This window comes from Lentzea californiensis, from assembly GCF_024648825.1.
Lineage (GTDB): Bacteria > Actinomycetota > Actinomycetes > Mycobacteriales > Pseudonocardiaceae > Lentzea > Lentzea californiensis.
On record NZ_JANBBE010000009.1, the window covers coordinates 22,553 to 40,998 of the forward strand.

General features: G+C 70.5%; 15 protein-coding genes. 8 read left to right on the plus strand and 7 right to left on the minus strand.

Translation table 11 applies throughout. The features are described from left to right. Positions 1-107: 107 nt before the first annotated feature. The 3 genes from LX88_RS29170 to LX88_RS29180 are packed head-to-tail and all read left to right on the plus strand — an operon-like array spanning position 108 to position 2,036. Positions 108-533: a helix-turn-helix domain-containing protein gene (locus LX88_RS29170; protein ID WP_258950972.1), complete on the plus strand. Its 426-nt coding sequence runs from the start codon at positions 108-110 to the stop codon at positions 531-533. Beyond that, positions 530-1,000, plus strand: coding sequence for a hypothetical protein (locus LX88_RS29175; RefSeq protein WP_258950973.1), 471 nt, complete (start codon positions 530-532; stop codon positions 998-1,000). Before LX88_RS29170 ends, LX88_RS29175 begins: the two co-directional genes overlap by 4 nt. After that, entirely contained in the window at positions 993-2,036 is a 1,044-nt protein-coding gene (locus LX88_RS29180; protein ID WP_258950974.1) for an MAB_1171c family putative transporter, read from the plus strand. The genes LX88_RS29175 and LX88_RS29180 overlap by 8 nt, the downstream gene beginning before the upstream one ends. A 63-nt stretch (positions 2,037-2,099) precedes the next feature. Here LX88_RS29180 and LX88_RS29185 read toward each other — a convergent pair whose 3' ends face one another. Beyond that, positions 2,100-2,756 carry a hypothetical protein gene (locus LX88_RS29185; RefSeq protein WP_258950975.1) on the minus strand — a complete coding sequence of 219 codons (657 nt, stop codon included), beginning with the start codon at positions 2,754-2,756 and terminating at the stop codon, positions 2,100-2,102. A 319-nt stretch (positions 2,757-3,075) separates the two neighbouring features. On the opposite strand from LX88_RS29185, the gene LX88_RS29190 reads away from it, so the two are divergent. Genes LX88_RS29190 through LX88_RS29210 form a run of 5 tightly spaced genes read left to right on the plus strand, consistent with a single transcriptional unit; the run spans position 3,076 to position 10,255 of the window. After that, positions 3,076-5,001, plus strand: a complete 1,926-nt coding sequence (locus tag LX88_RS29190) for a molybdopterin oxidoreductase family protein (protein WP_258950976.1) — start codon at positions 3,076-3,078, stop codon at positions 4,999-5,001. Further along, on the plus strand, positions 5,002-6,786 hold the full coding sequence (locus LX88_RS29195) for an NAD(P)H-dependent oxidoreductase subunit E (RefSeq protein WP_258950977.1): 1,785 nt from the start codon (positions 5,002-5,004) through the stop codon (positions 6,784-6,786). Then, on the plus strand, positions 6,783-7,706 hold the full coding sequence (locus LX88_RS29200; RefSeq protein WP_258950978.1) for a 2Fe-2S iron-sulfur cluster-binding protein: 924 nt from the start codon (positions 6,783-6,785) through the stop codon (positions 7,704-7,706). Before LX88_RS29195 ends, LX88_RS29200 begins: the two co-directional genes overlap by 4 nt. Before the next feature lie 24 nt (positions 7,707-7,730). Continuing rightward, the gene (locus LX88_RS29205; protein WP_258950979.1) at positions 7,731-9,272 is read left to right on the plus strand and encodes an aldehyde dehydrogenase family protein; all 1,542 of its coding nucleotides are present in this window, start codon (positions 7,731-7,733) and stop codon (positions 9,270-9,272) included. Next, complete coding sequence (locus LX88_RS29210; protein WP_258950980.1) at positions 9,269-10,255, plus strand: acyl-CoA dehydrogenase family protein; 987 nt, start codon at positions 9,269-9,271, stop codon at positions 10,253-10,255. The genes LX88_RS29205 and LX88_RS29210 overlap by 4 nt, the downstream gene beginning before the upstream one ends. Here LX88_RS29210 and LX88_RS29215 read toward each other — a convergent pair. From LX88_RS29215 to LX88_RS29240, 6 genes are read right to left on the minus strand one after another with little or no spacing between them, the layout of a single operon-like run. Further along, on the minus strand, positions 10,241-11,740 hold the full coding sequence (locus LX88_RS29215) for a thiopeptide-type bacteriocin biosynthesis protein (RefSeq protein WP_258950981.1): 1,500 nt from the start codon (positions 11,738-11,740) through the stop codon (positions 10,241-10,243). The genes LX88_RS29210 and LX88_RS29215 overlap by 15 nt on opposite strands. Positions 11,741-11,758: 18 nt before the next feature. After that, positions 11,759-13,273 carry a YcaO-like family protein gene (locus LX88_RS29220; RefSeq protein WP_258950982.1) on the minus strand — a complete coding sequence of 505 codons (1,515 nt, stop codon included), beginning with the start codon at positions 13,271-13,273 and terminating at the stop codon, positions 11,759-11,761. After that, a complete protein-coding gene (locus tag LX88_RS29225) occupies positions 13,270-14,751 on the minus strand; it encodes a hypothetical protein (protein ID WP_258950983.1) in 1,482 nt (493 codons plus the stop codon). The genes LX88_RS29220 and LX88_RS29225 overlap by 4 nt, the downstream gene beginning before the upstream one ends. Positions 14,752-14,756: 5 nt before the next feature. Beyond that, entirely contained in the window at positions 14,757-15,836 is a 1,080-nt protein-coding gene (locus LX88_RS29230; protein ID WP_258950984.1) for a hypothetical protein, read from the minus strand. Next, entirely contained in the window at positions 15,833-18,250 is a 2,418-nt protein-coding gene (locus LX88_RS29235; RefSeq protein ID WP_258950985.1) for a lantibiotic dehydratase, read from the minus strand. Before LX88_RS29235 ends, LX88_RS29230 begins: the two co-directional genes overlap by 4 nt. Further along, positions 18,247-18,420 (minus strand): thiazolylpeptide-type bacteriocin, encoded by a 174-nt coding sequence (locus LX88_RS29240; protein ID WP_094030699.1) that lies wholly within the window; start codon positions 18,418-18,420, stop codon positions 18,247-18,249. Before LX88_RS29240 ends, LX88_RS29235 begins: the two co-directional genes overlap by 4 nt. Positions 18,421-18,446 lie beyond the last annotated feature (26 nt).

Sequence of the window (18,446 nt, forward strand, 5' to 3'; positions counted from 1 at the left end):
GCGCCGCAAGCAGTAAACTGAGATGGCCGAGAGCTGTCAACTGGCGTGTAGACGAAAGCTCTATTCCGTGCCACGTGAGTTCATGGGCCAATCGGTAGGATGTCGCCATGTCTGAGGACGAAGGGGTGCTGGCCGCGCGGGTCGACCACCTGTTCCGCACGGTGCGGTCGGACGACGGTGGCGAGTACACCTTCGAGGAGGTCGCCGAGGCGATCAGGGCCAAGGGCGGCCCGACGATCTCCGCCACCTACCTGTGGCAGCTGCGCAAGGGCGTGCGGGACAACCCGACCAAGCGCCACGTCGAGGCGCTGGCCGGCTTCTTCGGCGTGCCGCCCGCGTACTTCTTCGACGCCGCCGAGGCTGCCCGCATCGACGCCGAGCTGACGCTGCTCAACGCGTTGCGTGACGCGCCCGTGCGGCAGCTCGCCCTGCGCGCCAGAGGACTGTCGGACAAGAGCCTCGCCACCATCGCCGACATGGTCGAGCGGGTGCGCGAGCTCGAAGGCCTGCCTCAGGAGGACGGCTCGAAGTGAGCGCCCGGAGGCTGCGAAAGCTCCTGCGCGGCCTGGACGTCCCGATCCCGTTCGACGTGAGGTCGTTCGCGGACCGCATCGCCGCACGCCGAGGCAAGCCGATCCACCTGATGCCCGTCGCGGGGCTCACCGGCGTGTGCGGTCTCTGGATCGCCACCGACGACGCGGACGTCATCTTCTTCGAGGAGGAAACCGCACCGTTCCACCAGGAACACATCGTGCTGCACGAGTTGAGCCACGTGCTGTGCGACCACTACCCGGCGTCGGCGAGCCTCACCGAGATGGCGGAGCTCCTGCTGCCCAGCCTGGATCCCGCGCTGGTGCGGCGCGTGCTCGGCCGCACCGGCTACTCCTCCGAGGAGGAACGCGAGGCGGAGCTGCTCGCCACGATGATCCGCCAGCGCGTGCACACCGCCACCACGCTGGCCGACCGGCTTCGCGCCGCGTTCGACGGTTTCCATGGGTGAGGTCCTGCTGCGGTACGGGCCGCCCGCCGTCGCGTGGCTGATGGTGTTCAGCTGGCGCGACGGCCAGGACGCGATCCGCCGGTTGTTCCTCGGGCTCGCCGTGTCGCTGACCGCGCTCACCCCGGCGGTTCAGCTCGCGGTAGGACACTTGACCGGAACGGCCACGCTCGCACGGCTGGCCGGGCACGCGGGAATGGTGCTCGTCGCGTGGTCGGCGCATGATCTCCTGGCGCACCTCAACGGCTTGCGGCGCAGCCGGTGGAGCACCTGGTGGACCGCGGGCATGTTCGGGGTGATGTGCCTGTGCTTCGCGCTGCAGCCGAGCCTCCTTCCCCAGGCGCCGTGGGTCCTCGAGTACTGGGTGGCGTACCTGCTCGCGCTGACACCCGCGTTCGGCAACGTGATCCGGCTCGGCCTGCGGTACGCCCGCACCACGACCGGCCGCGCGTTGCGGTCCGGGTTGCACCTGGTCGTGGCCGGTGCGGCGATGGCGTTGGTGTACCTGGTGAACAGGGTCGTGCGCGTCGCGTCGAGCCGCTTCGAGTTCGCCTACCCGCTGGGGTGGAGCTTCTGGATGAGCGCGGTGCTGCCCAACGCCGCCCACCTGGTCGTGCTGGTGGGCGCCGCCGTACCGGCCGTGGCGGCCTGGCGCCGGCGTCACCGCCGGTACACCCGGCTCGAACCGCTCTGGCGGGCGCTGGCCGACGCGGACCCGCGGATCGCGCTCAACCCGCGCGTCGGCTGGTGGAACATGCGGATGCGCCTGTACCGCCGCGTGATCGAGATCCGTGACGGCCTGCTCGACCTCCAGCCGTACCGCGACGCGGATGTCGCCACCGCCGCACGGGCCGCGGCGGCGAGCCCGGCACAGGTCGAGGCCGCGGTGGTCGCCGCCGCAATCAGGGCGCGGGGAGTGTCGCCTGCCAGGGTCGAACCCGGTGCGGGGGCACCGGATCTGGACGGCGACACGGTGTTCCTGTGCGAGGTGTCGGACGCGTTCTCACGCTTGGACGATGGACGCGTTCTGCGGGCGTAGCGCGTCCTGTCCCGGTGGTGTGGCGAACATCCGCCGGTACCCGCGGCTGAACTGCGTGTGCGTCTAGCGCTGCCACACCTGCACGGCGAGGACCGCCGAGGCGTCGGAGTCGAAGGACGACAGCGTGGAGTTCTTGACGCGGATCCAGCCGACCTGGCCGGTGGAGGTCTCGAAGCAGTACTGCGTGCCCGGAACCGCGGGAAAGATCGAGGGGTCGGTGTTCTCCCCGCCGGCGACGGCCTCGGTGCACCGCTCCTGGGCCTTCTGCTCGTGACCGCGGTCGGTGAAGAAGCCACTTCCGTTGGCGTACAGGAGGTTGGTCCTGTCCAAGTAGAGGTCGGCCTCACCGTTGGCGCCGTCGCCGCCGGTGGCCTTCGGATCGTCCCCGTCGACGTCCACGCCGGTTCCGCGGGTCAGGCGAACCTCTTTCGCCCGCGAACCGCTCACCGGCGTGGTCGCCCGGCTCGACGTGGTCGTCACGGTGCCGTCCGGCGCGGTCACCGGCGACCCGTCCGTCTGGACCAGCTTCCACACGGCGAACCCGGCGAGCAGGGTCATCACCACGCCGGCGATCACACCGAAAGCCCCCAGGCTGACCGTCGTGGACCGCGATCTGTCGATGACGTTGCCCAGCCGCGCGTCCCCGTGGATCTCGCCCGCCTGGAAGACGGTCCCAGAACCCTGCGCGTGCGCCTCGTTGCGGATCTCCGGTCCGGTCATGTCCCGTCCTCGTTCGTTGCTGAATGGATCACTCGCCGGGGATGGTCCACGTGAGTCGAAGACGGCGCTGAGATCTCCAGACCAGGCCAGTCGTCAGAGAAGCGAATCGGAGCGCGCTCCCGCAACGTTTCACCGCCCGGAGGCGCAGAACACCCGCGAAGCCTGTGGGCTGCGGAGATCGTCGGGAATTCCAGCCGGTGACGACTTCGCGATCTCCACGGTCCGCGTGGAGCCAGGGGCCGTCCCAGGGCACGAAACCGCAACTGGGACTAGCGCATACCGAAGATTGCATACAGTATGGACGCAGGAGGTGCAGACGATGAGCAGGCGGAAGAAGACCGAGCCCTACGTGCGGCTGACCCAGCCACTGGTGCGCGACGCGGGAGTCCTGCGGCCGGCCACCTGGGACGAGGCGCTGGACAAGGCAGCAGAGGGCTTCCGCAGGAACGTGGCCAGCGGCGGCCCGGACGCGTTCGGCATGTTCTCCTGTGCGAGGGCCACCAACGAGATGAACTACATGGCCCAGAAGTTCACCAGGGCCGTGATCGGGACCAACAACGTCGACAGCTGCAACCGCACCTGTCACGCCCCGAGCGTGGCCGGGCTGGCCAAGGTGTTCGGCAGCGGTGGCGGAACCTCCTCCTACCAGGAGATCGAGGACGCCGACCTGATCGTGCTCTGGGGGTCGAACGCACGGGACGCGCACCCGATCTTCTTCCAGCACGTGCTGAAGGCGGTCAACAAGGGCGCGAGGCTGTACGTGGTCGACCCGCGGCTGACCAGCACCGGCAAGTGGGCGCACGGGTGGTTGCGGCTCAAGGTCGGCACGGACATCCCGCTGGCGCACGCCATCGCGCGGGAGATCATCGCGTCGAACCTCACCAACATGTCGTTCGTCGAGCGGGCCACCGAGGGCTTCCAGGAGTTCGTGAAGGCCGTCGAGCCGTGGACGTTGCCGGTCGCCGAACTCGAGACCGGGGTGCCGGCCGCGCTCATCCGCGAACTCGCGCACGCCTACGCCAAGGCGGATCGCGGTCAGCTCAGCTGGACGCTCGGCATCACCGAGCACCACAACGGCACGAACAACGTGCTGAGCCTCATCAACCTGGCGCTGCTGACCGGGCAGGTCGGGCGGTACGGCGCCGGGCTGAACCCGTTGCGCGGGCAGAACAACGTGCAGGGCGGCGGCGACATGGGCGCCATCCCCGACCGGCTGCCCGGCTTCCAGGACATCACCGATCCCGGCGTCGCCAAGAAGTTCAACGACGCGTGGGGCTCGAACTTCAAGGCCTCCAAGGGCTGGAACCTCACCCAGATGCTGGAGGCGATGGAACGCGGTGACATGACCACCGTGTACATCGTCGGCGAGAACCCCGTGCAGTCCGAGGCCGACTGCGAGCACACGATCAAGCGACTGTCCAACCTGGACCACGTCGTGGTGCAGGACATCTTCCTCACCAAGACCGCGCAGCTCGCGCACGTCGTGCTGCCCGCCGCCGCGGCCTGGTGCGAGACCGACGGCACGTTCACGAACAGCGAGCGCCGGGTTCAGCGAGTCAGGAAAGCACTCACTCCGCCCGAGGGTGCGCGCGACGACATCGAGATCATGGGCGAGATCGCGACGCGGCTCGGCGCGGACTGGCAGCACAAGACCGGCCAGGACGTGTGGGACGAGCTGCGCAGCCTGTCACCGATCCACACCGGCATGACCTACGACCGGCTCGAGGAGCTCGGCGGCATCCAGTGGCCGTGCCCGGACGAGGACTCCCTCGAACCCAGCTTCCTGCACGGCCGGTTGTGGGAGGAGGACCCGGTGAAGCGCGGCATGCCCGCGACGTTCTCGCCGGTGCCGCACAGCCCGCCCGTCGACGAGCTGACCGACGAGTTCCCGTTCCGGCTCACCACCGGGCGGCGGCTCGACTCCTACAACACCGGTGTGCAGTCGGCCGGGTTCGAGTCGCCGCTGCGCATGGGCGAGACGCTCGACCTGTGCCCGCAGGACGCCGAGACGCTCGGGGTCGCCGCGGGCGAGGAAGTGCAGATCACCAGCCGGCGCGGGCAGATCCAGGCGCCGGTGCGGATCGACGACGGACTGACGCCGGGCCTGGTGTTCATGACGTTCCACTTCCCGGACGAGATCGACGTCAACGTGCTCACGATCGAGGCGACCTGCCCGATCGCGGGAACGGCCGAGTACAAGGCCGCGGCAATCCGCATCGACAAGCTTCCGGTGAAGGTGGGCTGAGTGGATCTCAAACTGCTCGACGTCGAGCCGTCCGAGGCCGAACGCGTCGTCGTGGACCTGTTCACCGGCATGGGCCGGGACCAGCTGTTGCCCGCTTTGCACGCGGTCAACGACAGGGTCGGCTGGATCAGCCAGGGCGCGCTGAACCACATCTGCCGCGTCCTGCACGTTCCTCCGGCCGAGGCGTACGGGGTGGCGAGTTTCTACTCGCTGTTCTCGCTGTCCGAACGGCCGGCGAAGGTCGTGCACGTCTGCGTCGACCTGGCCTGCCAGGTCAACGGCGCGAAGTCGTTGTGCGACAGGCTGACCGGCGAGCTCGGTCCGGCGGGGGCGAAGAGCGGCTGGTTGCGCAGCCCGTGTCTCGGGGTGTGCGAGAAGGCTCCGGTCGCGCTCGCGTTCGAGGCGGGGGAGGTGGCGGCGGAGCAGCTCCTGGCGCCCACCACCGCCGAGGAGGTGCTCGCGGTGGCGGCCGCCGGTCCCTCCCACGTGGACGGTGGGCGTGCGGAGGTACCGCAGGCCGGTTCCCCCGGCCTGCGGCTGCTCGAGCGGGTCGGCGTCGTCGACCCGGAGTCGCTCGACGACTACCGGGCGACGGGCGGCTATGCGGCGTTGCGGACGGCACTCCTCTTGGGGCCGTCCGGGGTGATCCGCGAGGTCACCGACGCCAAGCTGATGGGCCGCGGCGGTGCGGCGTTCCCGACGGGACGCAAGTGGGACGCGACCGCCCGCCAGCCCGTGCGCCCGCATTACCTGGTGTGCAACGCGGACGAGAGCGAGCCCGGCACGTTCAAGGACCGCCTGCTGATGGAGGGTGACCCGTACGCGGTGATCGAGTCGATGACGATCGCCGGGTTCGCGGCCGGCTGCTCGCGCGGCTACCTCTACCTGCGCGGCGAGTACCCGCAGGCGCTGCACCTGCTGCGCAACGCCATCGCCAGGGCTCGCGAGCGCAACTACCTCGGCGAGAACATCATGGGCCACGAGGGTTTCTCGTTCGACATCGAGATCCGCCGCGGCGCGGGCGCGTACATCTGCGGCGAGGAAACGGCGATCTTCAACTCCATCGAGGGCTTCCGCGGTGAACCGAGGTCGAAGCCCCCGTTCCCGGTGGAGTCGGGGCTCTTCGGCAAACCGACGGTGGTCAACAACGTGGAGACGCTGGTCAACGTGCCGGTGATCCTCACGGAGGGGTGCGAGGCCTACACCCGCATCGGCACCTCCGGCTCGGCGGGCCCGAAGCTGTTCTGCCTGTCGGGCAACGTCAGTCGTCCGGGCGTGTACGAGGTGCCGTTCGGCACCACGCTCGGGGAACTCCTCGACCTGGCGGGTGGCGTGCCGCCAGGCCGGGAGCTGCGAGCGGTACTGCTCGGCGGGGCGGCAGGCGGGTTCGTCCGCCCGGACGAGCTCGACCTGCCGCTCACCATGGAGGACGCGCGGGCGGCGAACACCACGCTCGGCTCCGGAGTCGTGCTGGTGCTCGACGACACGGCCGACCTGGGCAGCTTCCTGTTGCGCATCGCCGCGTTCTTCCGCGACGAGTCGTGCGGTCAGTGCGTGCCGTGCCGGATCGGCACCGTGCGCCAGGAGGAGGCGATGCACCGGCTGGTGGGCAAACGCCCGCTCAGCACGAGCGCGGAGGATCTCCAGTTGTTGCGGGAGGTCGGGCAGGTCATGCGCGACTCGTCCATCTGCGGTCTGGGCCAGACAGCCTGGAACGCCATCGAGTCAGCCCTCGACCGGTTGGGCTGTATTGAATCATTCGGGCAAGAGGAGGCCAGGTCATGACCATCGTCGAGATCGGCCTGCCGAAGCGCCTGGTCGAGCTGACCCTGGACGGCGAGTCCGTGCGCGTGCCGGAAGGCGCCACGATCCTGGACGCCTGCACCGCCAAGGGGAAGTCGATCCCGACGCTCTGCTACGGCGACACCCTGAAGCCGGCAAACGCTTGCCGCGTCTGCATGGTCGAGGTCGAGGGCGCCCGCACGCTCGTGCCGTCGTGCTCGCGCAAGGTCGAGCCGGGCATGGTCGTGCACACGGAGTCCGAGCGCACGAAGCACAGCCGCAAGCTGGTGCTGGAACTTCTCGGGTCCGCGTCGGACCTCTCCACCACGCCGCACGTGGACGAGTGGATGTCCGCGTGCGGTGCCGACCCCTCCCGCTTCGGCCCGCCGGCACCGCCGTCGGACGACCGGGACGACCGCCGGGCGGGTGAGCACGACGAACCCGACGGCCAGACCGCCGCCACCGTGCGGCAACCGATCAAAGTGGACAATCCGCTGTACGTCCGCGACCTGGGCAAGTGCATCCTGTGTTACAAGTGCGTCGACGCGTGCGGCGACCAGTGGCAGAACACCTTCGCGATCTCGGTGGCCGGCCGCGGCTTCGACTCGCGGATCTCCACGGAGTTCTCCACCCCGCTACCCGAAAGCGCTTGCGTCTACTGCGGGAACTGCATCGAGGTCTGCCCGACGGGTGCGCTGAGCTTCAAGCGCGAGCACGACAAGCGCGAGGACGGCACCTGGGACGAAGAGGCCCAGACGCAGACCACGACCATCTGCACGTTCTGCGGGGTCGGGTGCAACCTCACCCTGCACGTGCAGGACAACGAGATCGTGAAGGTCACGTCGCCGCACGAAAGCACGGTCACGCACGGAAACCTGTGCATCAAGGGCCGTTTCGGCTGGCAGCACGTGCAAAACCGCTGATCAAGCATCCGGGAGGGCGCTCCGATGTCGTTGATCCTCAAGCCAGGAACCTCGTGGAACGACGTGTACGCGCGATGCGTGTCCGTTGCACCCGAGGCCTTCCAGGACGATCGGCTGCTCAACCACTTCGGCGGCGAGTGGAGTCGTTCCGGCGAACCGGTGCCCGCCACCAGTCCGGTCGACGGTTCCACCATCGCGGGCCCGCCGTTCCTCGACTTCGACGTCGCGGGACGGGCGGTCGTCGCGGCCGTCGACCAGCACATCGAGTGGCGCAACGTGTCCCTGGCGGACCGCAAGGCGCGGGTGTCGGAGGCGTTGGACGCACTCACCGAGCACCGCGACCTGCTGTCGTTGTTGCTGGTGTGGGAGATAGGCAAGCCGTGGCGGCTCGCCACGGCCGACGTCGACCGCTGCATCGAGGGCGTGCGCTGGTACGTCGAGGAGATCGACTCGATGCTGGCCGGCCGTTCGCCGCTGAACGGCCCGGTCAGCAACATCGCCTCGTGGAACTACCCGATGAGCGTGCTGATGCACGCGATGCTGGTGCAGGTGCTGGCGGGCAACGCCGTCATCGCCAAGGCACCGACGGACGGCGGTGTCAGCTGCCTGACGCTGGCGACCGCGCTGGCCGTCCGGTCGGGGCTGCCGCTGACGCTCGTGTCCGGCAGCGGGAGCGAGCTCGCGCCGGTGCTGGCCGGGTCGTCATTCCTGGGCTGCGTGTCCTTTGTGGGCGGTCGCGACGTCGGCAGCTCCATCGCGACGCGCCTGGTCGACTCCAACCGGCGGCACGTGCTGGAGCAGGAGGGCCTGAACTGCTGGGGTGTGTGGGAGACCGACTCCTGGGAGATGCTCGGCACGCAGATCCGCAAGGCGTTCGACTACGGCAAGCAGCGCTGCACCGCCTACCCGCGGTACGTCGTGCAGCGGTCGCTGTTCGACGAGTTCCTCAACGTCTACCTGCCCGCGGTGCGGGACGTGAGGTTCGGGCACCCGCTCGCCGTCGCCGCACCCGATGACGAGCCGCCGGAGCTCGACTTCGGACCGTTGATCAACGACGCGAAGGCCAAGGAGCTCGGCGACGTCGTGGACGAGGCGATCCGGGCCGGCGGGGTGCCGCTGTACCGGGGAACGGCGGACTCCGGCCGGTTCCTGCCGGGCCAGCAGACCGCCGCGTACCTGGCGCCGGTCGCGATCCTCGACCCGCCGCGCTCGTCGGTGCTGCACCACGCCGAGCCGTTCGGGCCGGTCGACACGATCGTCCTGGTCGACACCGAGGCCGAGCTGCTGGCCGCGATGAACGCCTCGAACGGCGCGCTGGTCGCGTCTCTGGCCTGCGACGACGAGGCCACCGCGCGGCGGCTGAGCGAGGACGTGCAGGCGTTCAAGGTCGGCATCAACAAGCCCCGGTCGAGGGGTGACCGGGACGAGGTGTTCGGCGGTCGCGGCGCCTCCTGGCGCGGCGCGTTCGTCGGCGGCTCGCTGCTGGTCCACGCCGTCACCGAGGGCCCGCCCGACGAACGGCCGTACGGCAACTTCCCCTCCTACTCGCTCTACCCGCCGACGTGACGTACCGGGCGGACCTGCTCCGCATCGTGCAGACCGTGGTGGCACCGAACGCCGCGGACGTCGACCAGCACTCCAGGTTCCCGCGCGCCGCCGTGAACGCCCTGGGCGCGCGGGGCCTGCTGGGCATGACGATCTCCCGCACGGCCGGCGGGGGAGGCCAGGACGCCCGGTCGGCCGGCAGGGTGGTCGAGGAGGTCGCCAAGGTCTGCGGCGCAACGGCTTCCGTGCTGCGCTCGCACTACTCCGCGGCCGCCGTGCTCGACCGCTCGGGCCCGCACTGGTTGCGGACCGAGATCGCGGCGGGCCGGCACCTGTCGACGCTGGCGGCTTTCGGTCCGTCCGGCGAGATGTCGACGCACGGCGATGTCGTGCAGGTGCGGGCGTGCAAGAGCTGGGTGATCGCGGCCGGCGAGGCGGACAGCTACGTCTGGTCGTGCGGCACGGCGTTGTGGCTCGTCCCCGCGGAGGCACCGGGGCTGCTGGTCCCGGCCGATCACGCCGGGATGGGCCTGCGAGGCACCGTCGCCACCTGTGTGGAGGCGGATCCCGTGCGAGTGCCCGCGTCGAACCGGCTGTGGTCGGAGGAGCTGGCGTTCCCGTGGTTCATGGTGCTGGGGGCCGCGGTGTCGCTGGGGCTGATGGAGGGCTCGCTGGCGGCGGCCGTCGGGCACCTCGGCGGCGGTGATCCGCGCACCCGGTCCGACCTGGCCCGGATGCGGCTGCGCACCGACGCGCTCCGGGTGCTGTACAACGACACGCTGTCCGCGGTGACGTGGCATCCGGAACGGTCCGCCGACCGCGTCCGGCTGCTGGCGGTCACCGCGACCGAGGCCGCCGTCGCGGTGACGGACCTGGCGATGAAGGTGTGCGGGGACGCGGCCTTCCGCCGCGATCTCGGCATCGAGCGCCGGTTCCGGGACGCGCGGGCGGCGGCGGCGATCGAGCCGGCGGTGGACGTCCTGCTGGACTCAGTCGAGATTTGAGGCCAGCGGCAGGAAGTAGACGAGAGCGTCGTTCACGCCGTCGAGACCGATGACGTCGTGGGCGATGTCGTCGTAGAACCCGCCGACCAGCCCCGTGCGGATGCCCAGGTTCGCCGCCGTGACGGTGAGGTTCTGGGCGAGGTGCCCGGCCTCGGTGAACGCGAACCTGAGCGCTCGCAGGCCGTACGTCTGTCGCAGTGCGCCGAGTCTGATGTAGAGGGCCAGCACGGCTGGGGTTCCAGCCAGTTCGGTGGTGCCGGGGCCGAACCACATCGAGGTCGCTTCCAGGTCGTCGATCGACGGCGCCTCGCCGAACCACGTCAGGGCGCGCTCGACCTCGTTGACCTCGTACCGGCCGCGGGCCAGGCCGTCGACGTCCAGCGCGATGAGCCTGATCCTGGCGCAGTACTGGGCTCCGGCGCTCGGGTACGGCCACCTGCCGTCCTTCGGCGACATGGCGTTCCACAGCAGGGTGCCGAGCTGTTCGGCGTTCAGGTCGCCGGTGAGGTCGCGGCTGGTCCTGCGGGCTCTGAGCGTGTCGGTGTCCACTGTGGAGGGCAGTGAGGTGGTGGACGGCCACGACTGGCGGGGAGCCGCGTTCTTGCGGGGGAGCTGGTCGTGGAAGCCCGGGAGGAACTTGCTCGCCTCCAGGTAGCGGCGGTCCGGTGCGGTCTCGCCGTCGTCGTGGAAGTCCGTCAGGCCGTCGGGGGACATGGCGGCGGCCGCGGTGGTCCAGCAGATCATGCGCTCTTCGTTGGGGGTGATGCCCATGCGGTTGAGCAGCATGTGCAGCTGTGACGCCCAGACGTACGGCAGCCAGACGTCGAGCTGTTGCTTGGCCTCGTTGATCGTGGTCCGCCAGTGGGCCACCGCGCCTCGCGGCTCGCGGTGCCAGCGCGCGGCCAGGTCACGGCCTCGCTTGGCCAGGAGCTGGTTCGCGGCGTGCTGGGAGCCGATGGTGGGCACGGGCGCCTGTTCCCGGACGTTGCGCCAGCCGGAACCGAGGCTGCGCAACCAGCTCGCGGCCTGGGGCAGGTTCAGCTCGAGCGCTTTCGCCGTGGCGATCGTGAGGTCGATGGCGGCGGTGAGGCGGGCGCTGTCCGTGCGGGTCGCCTTGAGCACGGCGACCGCCACGCCTGTGCTGTGGCAGAAGACTTCTTCGGCGATCGGCAGTGCTCGCGCGCCCCCGTACCGTTCGGTCTCCGGGACGTACTCGGCCTCACGGACGTCACCGTGCGGGAGCCAGTCCGGTTCTCCCTGCTGCTGCTCGAAGTCCTGCGCCGCGATGAGTTCCCGCAGTTGTACCTCGAGTTTGTCGGCGTTCTGCGCGTTCTTGATCCTGACGCGGAGGTGTGGGCCGGTCTCCCAGTAGCGCAGGAAGTACCACTCCTGGCCGGCCATCACGGGGGCCAGGGCGTCGGCGATGAAGGCGTCGAGGTCCGCTCGGTTCCAGTTCACCCTGCAGTGCAGGCCGGTCCAGGTCACAGCTGCTCCAACGGTGGTTCAGGGGAACGGGTGGGGATGGCCGGCAGTGCTGCCGAGGCGGGGCAGGCCTGTCGTCCGGCGGTGCAGGTGGCCGAACGTCATGGGCAGCGTGCCCGGCACGACGACCTTGGCGCAGTGCAGCCCGAGGGTGTTCGTGGTGTGCGGGTCCGACTGGTCGACCGCGATCAGCTCCAGGCCTTGGCCGCGGAGGTCCTCCGTGTAGCGGTCGAGCAGATCACGCAGGTCGGTGTGGTTTCGCTGATCGTGGAGGGTTTCGGGCGGGTCGTCGCTGACCAGGTTCGCGTACCGCTCCCTCGCCTCCGGCAGGGTGTTGACGGCGACGTGGTCGTCCATGCTCCGGACCAGTGTCGGATCGTGGAGAAGGCGCAGCAGGCGTTCTCTGCGGTAGTTCTCCGGATTCGCCCTCGCGCGATCGGCGAACGCCTCGACGTCCACGGCCACCTCGACGGCGGCCGACCGCAGGGCCTTCACCGGGTCCGGGCCGGCGCCGGCGGCGAAGAACGCCTGGGGCAGGCCCTCCCCGGTGGTCCTGGCCAGGGTCAGCACGGCCGGGATGCCCAGGTCGTTGGTGGCGTTGAGGAACAGCAGCTCGTAGCCGAGTTCCTCGAGCCGGTCGGCGAGGTGGTGCAGCAACGGGTCCGGTGGGAGTGTGATCCTGGTCAGCGACGTCTGGGCGTACCAGGCCATCAGGAACGCGTCGCGTTCGGCCACCTCGAACAGGCCGTGCAGCACCGCTTCGGTCAGGCTGTTGCCGAGCCCGCAGCCGTTGGACGTCTCGTGGACGAACCGCTGCTCCGCCGGTGTGTGCGCGGCCCAGTACGCGACCTGTTCCGGTACCCGGACCGGCCCGCGCCGGGTGTACGACCAGCCTTCCGCCCAGCGCATCTTCAGGTCCGGGTGGTAGGTGTTGCCGAAGTCGTTGAGGCCCAGGCGTTGCGGGTCGAGCGCCTGGTCCGGTCCCAGTTCGGCGAACGAGGCTTCCCTCGGGTCCGGGTGGCGTGGCCGCATGCCGTTGCGGCGTTCGACCGCTTCGAAGAGGGCCACGCGTTCGGCCTCTTCGAACGACGTGGTGCGGCCGTAGCCGGCGGTGTGGGAGTCGAGTTCGGCGGTGACCGTGGCGAGCGGCAGGTCTCCCGTGCGGAACAGTGCGGTGACCGGGCCGTGCCGGAAGTCGACCACGGCGTCCTTCAGCCCGGCGCTCCTGTCCGGGGTGCGGAGTTCGCCGTTGGGGGTCTTGGTCTCCTCGTTGGCCGCGGGTGCCGGGGAACAGCAGTTCCCAGGCGTGATCCGGTGGGTGGACACCAGTCCCAGGTCGGTGCGGATGGCGATCACGGTGTCGTGGCGCTGGTTTTCGAGTGCGGTCACCAAGGGCTGGAACGCCGGTGCGACCAGACCTTTGAGCCGCACGTCGCGGGGCGCTTTGGCCGTTGCGAGCCGCGCGGTCTCCGCGCAGTCGACGCAGACACCGGCGGTCGGGCCGATGAGGGTGAGGCCGCCGTCCATGCGGGTCATCGGTACGCCCTGAGGCCGGCGGCACGGAGTTCCGGGTCCAGCCGGAGCGGCCGGATCCTGACGCCGGGCAGCATCGCGATCGCTTGCTGGAGCCGTTCTTCGCGGTCCCGCACGTCGGCGGGCCAGTGCCATTGCCGGGTGACCCAGTCGGGGTGGTCGGCGGGCGTGAGCGGGGCGGCGCCGTTGAGGTGGGCGGTGCCGGTGCGGCCCGCCTGGGCGTACCCGGTGGCGGCGAGGGCTGCGAAGGCCACCGCGTCCGCGGCCGTCGCTTCGACCGCCCACGCGAGAACGCGCTGACCGTTGCTGATCTCCGCCTTGTGGACGCCGGGTGCGAGGCGTTCGGTCCTGACCACGGCGGGAATGCCGAACCTCGCGGTCAACGCCTTCCACCACCTGTGTGCGGTCGGGTCGCTGGTCCACTCGTGGGCGTCGGCCGGTTCGCCCCGGTGGTGGCGTGCGGCCAGGCGGAGGGCGGCGCCTCGAGCGTGGGTCTCGTCGATGCCGATCACGCCGTCGGACTTGAGGGCGTTGAGGGCGGCGTTGAGGCGGGCGCTGTCGGCCGTGGTGCCGATGCCCAGTGCGTCTCCCGAGGTGGCGAGGTTCGCCGGGACCTGGGGGAGGGGGCCGAACACCGGGGTGTCGACCGGCCCGAGTTCGTGGTCGGTGAGGGCTTCGAAGGCTCGCCACGGGTCTGACGGGGGAGCGCCTTGCAGGAGTGGGTGGTAGGTGGCGCTGAGGGGATCGGCGTGGGCTACCAGTGCCATCGGGTAGGTGCCCGTGGCGAGTTCCGAGGCCGGGTCCGGCAGCCCGGCGAGAGCGCAGACGAGGCGGTGCACGGCGGCGGATCCGATGAGTGCGGCCAGGACCTCGGGCGGTTCGCCCGTCACACCGAGCCGTGCGGCGGTACGCATAGTGACTTCAGTGTTGACCGAAAAAAAACCCTCTGCGGTCGGTGGCAGCACGTAGCCGACATCGGTCCCACAACCCGCCACGACAACGAGATCTCCCGCGGACACGACGAGTTCGCGGTCACCGGCCTTCGACCGCTGAACCGCCAGCCCCACCGCCTCCGCCGCCCGGACGGCCACGTCCTCCAGCACCCCGTGGCCCGCCACGACCACCACGGCCTCGCGAAGCCGGCGCCAGGCCTCCACCGGTTCCGCGGCCGCCGACTCGAGCCAGGCCGCCACCTCCGCAGCAGGCGCGTCCGGACCCCACGAAGGCATCTCGACCAGCATGTCGTGCTCCCACAACTGTTCCAGGATCAGCGTGACCGCGGCCCGCACGGCCGGAGCAGTGCCTTCCGGTACCTCCAGGGAGGCACGCGGAAGTCCCGTCTCCAACTGCGGGGCCAGGCGCTGCCACACCTTCCACAGGCCGGAGCCGCCGGAGAGCGTGCAGCTCGAGGCCCAGCCGCGCAGGTGCAGGCCGTCGGCGGTCTGCGTGGCCTGGACGACCGGGCGCAGTCGCACGAGCACGCGCTTCACCCGGCCTTCGGCAGTGCGGCGAACTGCTCGGCCCAGGTGGTGCCCAGGACCTGCTGTGCGGCGTTGGCGAGGAGGTGGGCCGCGGCGTAGCGCTCCATCGGGGTGACGTCGCAGATCGCCAGCAGCTGGTAGAGGACGTTGGTGCCGACGCGGTAGACGGCCATCGCGCGCGCGATCGCCGGGTCGGAGAGGTCCACGGTCCACATCGCCGTGTGGTAGTCGCTGAACTTCGTCCGCTCGCCGTAGTTGTAACGCCGGATCGCGTCCTCGTCGCCGATCTCGTAGGCGCGTTCGCCGTGGCGGGGGTTGGGATCCGCGGTGAGCAGGCCCGCGTCGTAGCGTTCCTGGGCGGTCAGGCGCAGGGCGATGGTCCAGGTCTGCCAGGCCGCTTCCAGGTGGGTGGTCGGGTGGCCCAGCGCCACCTGTTCGACCAAAGCGCACGCGGCGGAGGCGTTCGCGGTCCAGATCGAGTCCAGTTTGGACCGGATGGTGCCATCGGGGTCGTTCGCCAGCAGGAAGTCCTCGACGTGTGAGACGAACGAGTGGTAGCCGTACCGCAGGCCGCCTGGGTAACGGCTGGCGTGGACGGCCATCGCGGTCAGCGCCAGGGTCGCGCGAGGCACGGAGAGGGAGTGGCGCAAGGCCGGAACGCCCAGCCGGAGGCCTTCGGCGCGCACGGCGATGTGCGCCTCTGACAGGAGTGAACGCAGACGCGTGTCGTCGGTCGGCTCGATGCGCACGGAGTTGTTGGGGTGGAACGGGGTGAACGGCGGCAGGAGCAGTTCGGCGACGGCCGCGGACTCGGCGTGGGCGAGCAGGGAGGCCTCGGACAGTTCCACAGTGGACGGATGAGCGGCCAGGTAGGAGCGCAGCAGGGTCGCCAGCAGCGAAGCCGCCGTCGGCGAGGACGGGCCGAACAGCACGACCCGCACGTGCGGGCCGTGCAGCCAGTGGCGTTCCACGTGGCCCGTGACGTCGGAGAAGGCGGCTTCGGTGGCGGCGAGAGCGGGCAGGACGCCGTCGCGCAGCAGCGGTGCCTTGATCGGGTCGTGGTAGTAGCAGACGACGTCGGTCATCCAGCCCTCCGGTAGGTCTCCGCGACGACCTCCAGCACCTGCCCGGACGGCACCGGGAGTGCCTCGGTCAGCCGGACGTGGTCGCCGTAGCGGGGGGTCAGGCGCGGCAGGCAGCGCAGGTGCAGTGCGTTGGTGAGGTCGGCGTACTGCGGTTTCGGGCCGTTCACCCGCGCCTCGAAGTCCTCGCGGGAGGTGATGACGCCGCCCATGCCCGCGAACAGCTGCGCGGGCATGCCGTACCGGGCGCGCAGCGCGGTCGCACCGGCGACGGACGAGAACGCCTCTTCCAAGGCGGCGGAGGGGAAGTCCCAGTAACGCCGGCCGAGCACGACATCGCGGTAGCGCAGCCGATCAGCGACCCGCACGTCACCGCGAACCTCGACGGGCTGCAACGGCGAGAGGTCGGCCGCACCGCACGACAGGTCGGCGTGCAGGGCGGCGACGCGGTCGGGCAGCGAGATCGGCATGAGGTAACCGAGGTACAGCACGTCCAGCACCGCGCCGTTGTCCCGGCGCCGCAGCCGCAGCTCGTCGTTCTCCTGGTCGTGGAAGATGTCCAGCGCGTCCGGTGTGTGGTCGGCCCAGTGCGGGTCCTCGCCGATCTCGGCGCGCCCGAGCAGCGGGTGCAGGTTCGGGTTGAAGCCCTGCACCGGCCGGTACTCGGCGAACCCGCGCGGGAACACACCGTCCAAAGTGGCCCGGACGGTCGCGTAGGCCTCGGGCGGCAGCAGGTCGAGGAACCGGCCCGGGAAACGGCCGAACCCGTCGTAGACGTGGTTGACCACCAGGCCGTCCGGCGACGGCTGGGCGAAGAACGAGTACGAGACCGGCCTGGTCTTCATCCACGAGGGCAGCAGGTCCGCGGCGGCGGTGACGACCTCGTCGGTGATCACGCCGTCCCGCACCAGATCGGCGACCTGCGCGCGGCTCGCTCCGAGACCACCGGTCGGCGCACCGGACATGGCCTCGTGCATCAGCGGTGCGCACTCGGCGAGGCGGGCAGATCCGCCGCGGCCGAAGTTCGTGACGAACAGGTCGCGCGAGTGCCGCCGGATCGCGAGGTGCCGGTCGAACAGCATCAGCAGCGGAGTCAGGCCGGCCAGCGACCGCACGCCGTCGTAGCCGTGCGCACGGCCGAGCCGATTCGACTGGGGAAGCACGACGTCCTCGCTCAACGGCGTCACGCCGCTCAGGTCGACCCCGGCGACCGAACCCAGTTCCTCCCAGGCCGCGAACAGTGCGGCGAGCGCGGCAGGCCGTTGCGCGGCGCCGATCTCGGCGAACGCCAGGGTGTCGCGGTAGATCGACACGATTCGGTCGGCGAGTTCGGGACGCCTGGTGTCGCGCAGCCACGAGGCCAGCGCGGGACAGGCGGCGGGATCCTGCGGGTCCATCGGCAGCACCGGCACGAGGAGCTTGATGTCGAGCAGCAACGCCACGTAGTGCTGCGCGCGGTCGGACTCGCCGTCGGGCAGCCGGGTGGCGAGCGCGCTGGCGAGTTCGGAGGGGCTGATGCCCTTGGGGTTTGCGCCGGTGAGGCCGATGAGGAACTGCAGCGGCGCGCTCGACGCCAGTTCCACGTCCTCCTGGATGCCGACGTACGCCCGCAACGGGCCCCGAGCGGGAACGTCACGGCGGAACTTCAGCCGGCCGCCGTCGAGGTGCACGTCGGGGGCGAGGCGGTGCGGGTGGTCGAGGAGGTGCGCGCGGTCGGCGAGCAGGGCCGCGGTCAACCGCGACAGCAGCACCTGGTTGACCCGTGTGACGGCGACCGGTGTGCCCCAGTCGGGCGTGGGCGTGTCGGGGGACCAGGTGGCCCAGCCGACCGACGCGTACCAGGACAGGGGACTGGTCTTCGACGTCGCGCGCAGGGCGTAGCGCAGCACCGCCGGTTCGGCCTTGCGGGAACGCTTGTCACCGGTGCCCGCCCGCGCGAGCCCCTGCCACAGGTCTCGGCCGCTGAAGACGGCCGCCTTCCGCAGGGACTCGTTGCCGCACAACGTCGCGAGCACCTCGCGTTCGGCGGCGAGCGCGTCCGGCAGCAGCCGCTCGACCTCCTCGGTCAGCGCGGTCCGCTGGTCCGTCGCGGCCAGCCACTCGCCGAGCTGCGGGAAGCGCGGCACCAGCGAGTCGGCCTCGGCGCGCAGCGAAGGGCGGGGCGACCGTCCGTTGTGGACGTCGCGGCGCAACGGCAGCACGACGGTGCGGTGGTAGGAGCCGGGGTGCGTGCCGGCGCTGTCGTGCAACAGGTCCGACACCGGGCCGGCCAGCGACACCAGCGAGGCTTCCACCGCCGCCAGGGCCTCCACCGCCCGCCGGAACGGCGCTGCCGCCGCAGCGCCGTCCGGGTGCGGCAGGGCCGCCAGGCGCACGAGTGCGTATGGCGCTGTTTCTCCCTGCACGCGATCGCTCATGCGTTCTGGACGGGAGGCTGGGTACAGCTGCTGCACGACGAGCTGCCGCACGAGCACGACGACGCGCCACCGGACGCACCGGACTCCGGCAACGCGACCGAGTCGCGCAGGGAGGTGACCGCGAGGTCGCCGAGCTCCAGGTCGTCAGGGTCGAATGAGAGATCCTTCATGCCGTGTCCTCACGTCTGCAGTTGTG

Coding starts and splice junctions, on each gene's coding strand:
- LX88_RS29235 (WP_258950985.1), bottom strand. CDS start 18,250: ATGAGCGATCGCGTGCAGGGAGAAACAGCGCCATACGCACTCGTGCGC.
- LX88_RS29230 (WP_258950984.1), bottom strand. CDS start 15,836: ATGACCGACGTCGTCTGCTACTACCACGACCCGATCAAGGCACCGCTG.
- LX88_RS29240 (WP_094030699.1), bottom strand. CDS start 18,420: ATGAAGGATCTCTCATTCGACCCTGACGACCTGGAGCTCGGCGACCTC.
- LX88_RS29205 (WP_258950979.1), top strand. CDS start 7,731: ATGTCGTTGATCCTCAAGCCAGGAACCTCGTGGAACGACGTGTACGCG.
- LX88_RS29220 (WP_258950982.1), bottom strand. CDS start 13,273: ATGACCCGCATGGACGGCGGCCTCACCCTCATCGGCCCGACCGCCGGT.
- LX88_RS29200 (WP_258950978.1), top strand. CDS start 6,783: ATGACCATCGTCGAGATCGGCCTGCCGAAGCGCCTGGTCGAGCTGACC.
- LX88_RS29180 (WP_258950974.1), top strand. CDS start 993: ATGGGTGAGGTCCTGCTGCGGTACGGGCCGCCCGCCGTCGCGTGGCTG.
- LX88_RS29185 (WP_258950975.1), bottom strand. CDS start 2,756: ATGACCGGACCGGAGATCCGCAACGAGGCGCACGCGCAGGGTTCTGGG.
- LX88_RS29190 (WP_258950976.1), top strand. CDS start 3,076: ATGAGCAGGCGGAAGAAGACCGAGCCCTACGTGCGGCTGACCCAGCCA.
- LX88_RS29170 (WP_258950972.1), top strand. CDS start 108: ATGTCTGAGGACGAAGGGGTGCTGGCCGCGCGGGTCGACCACCTGTTC.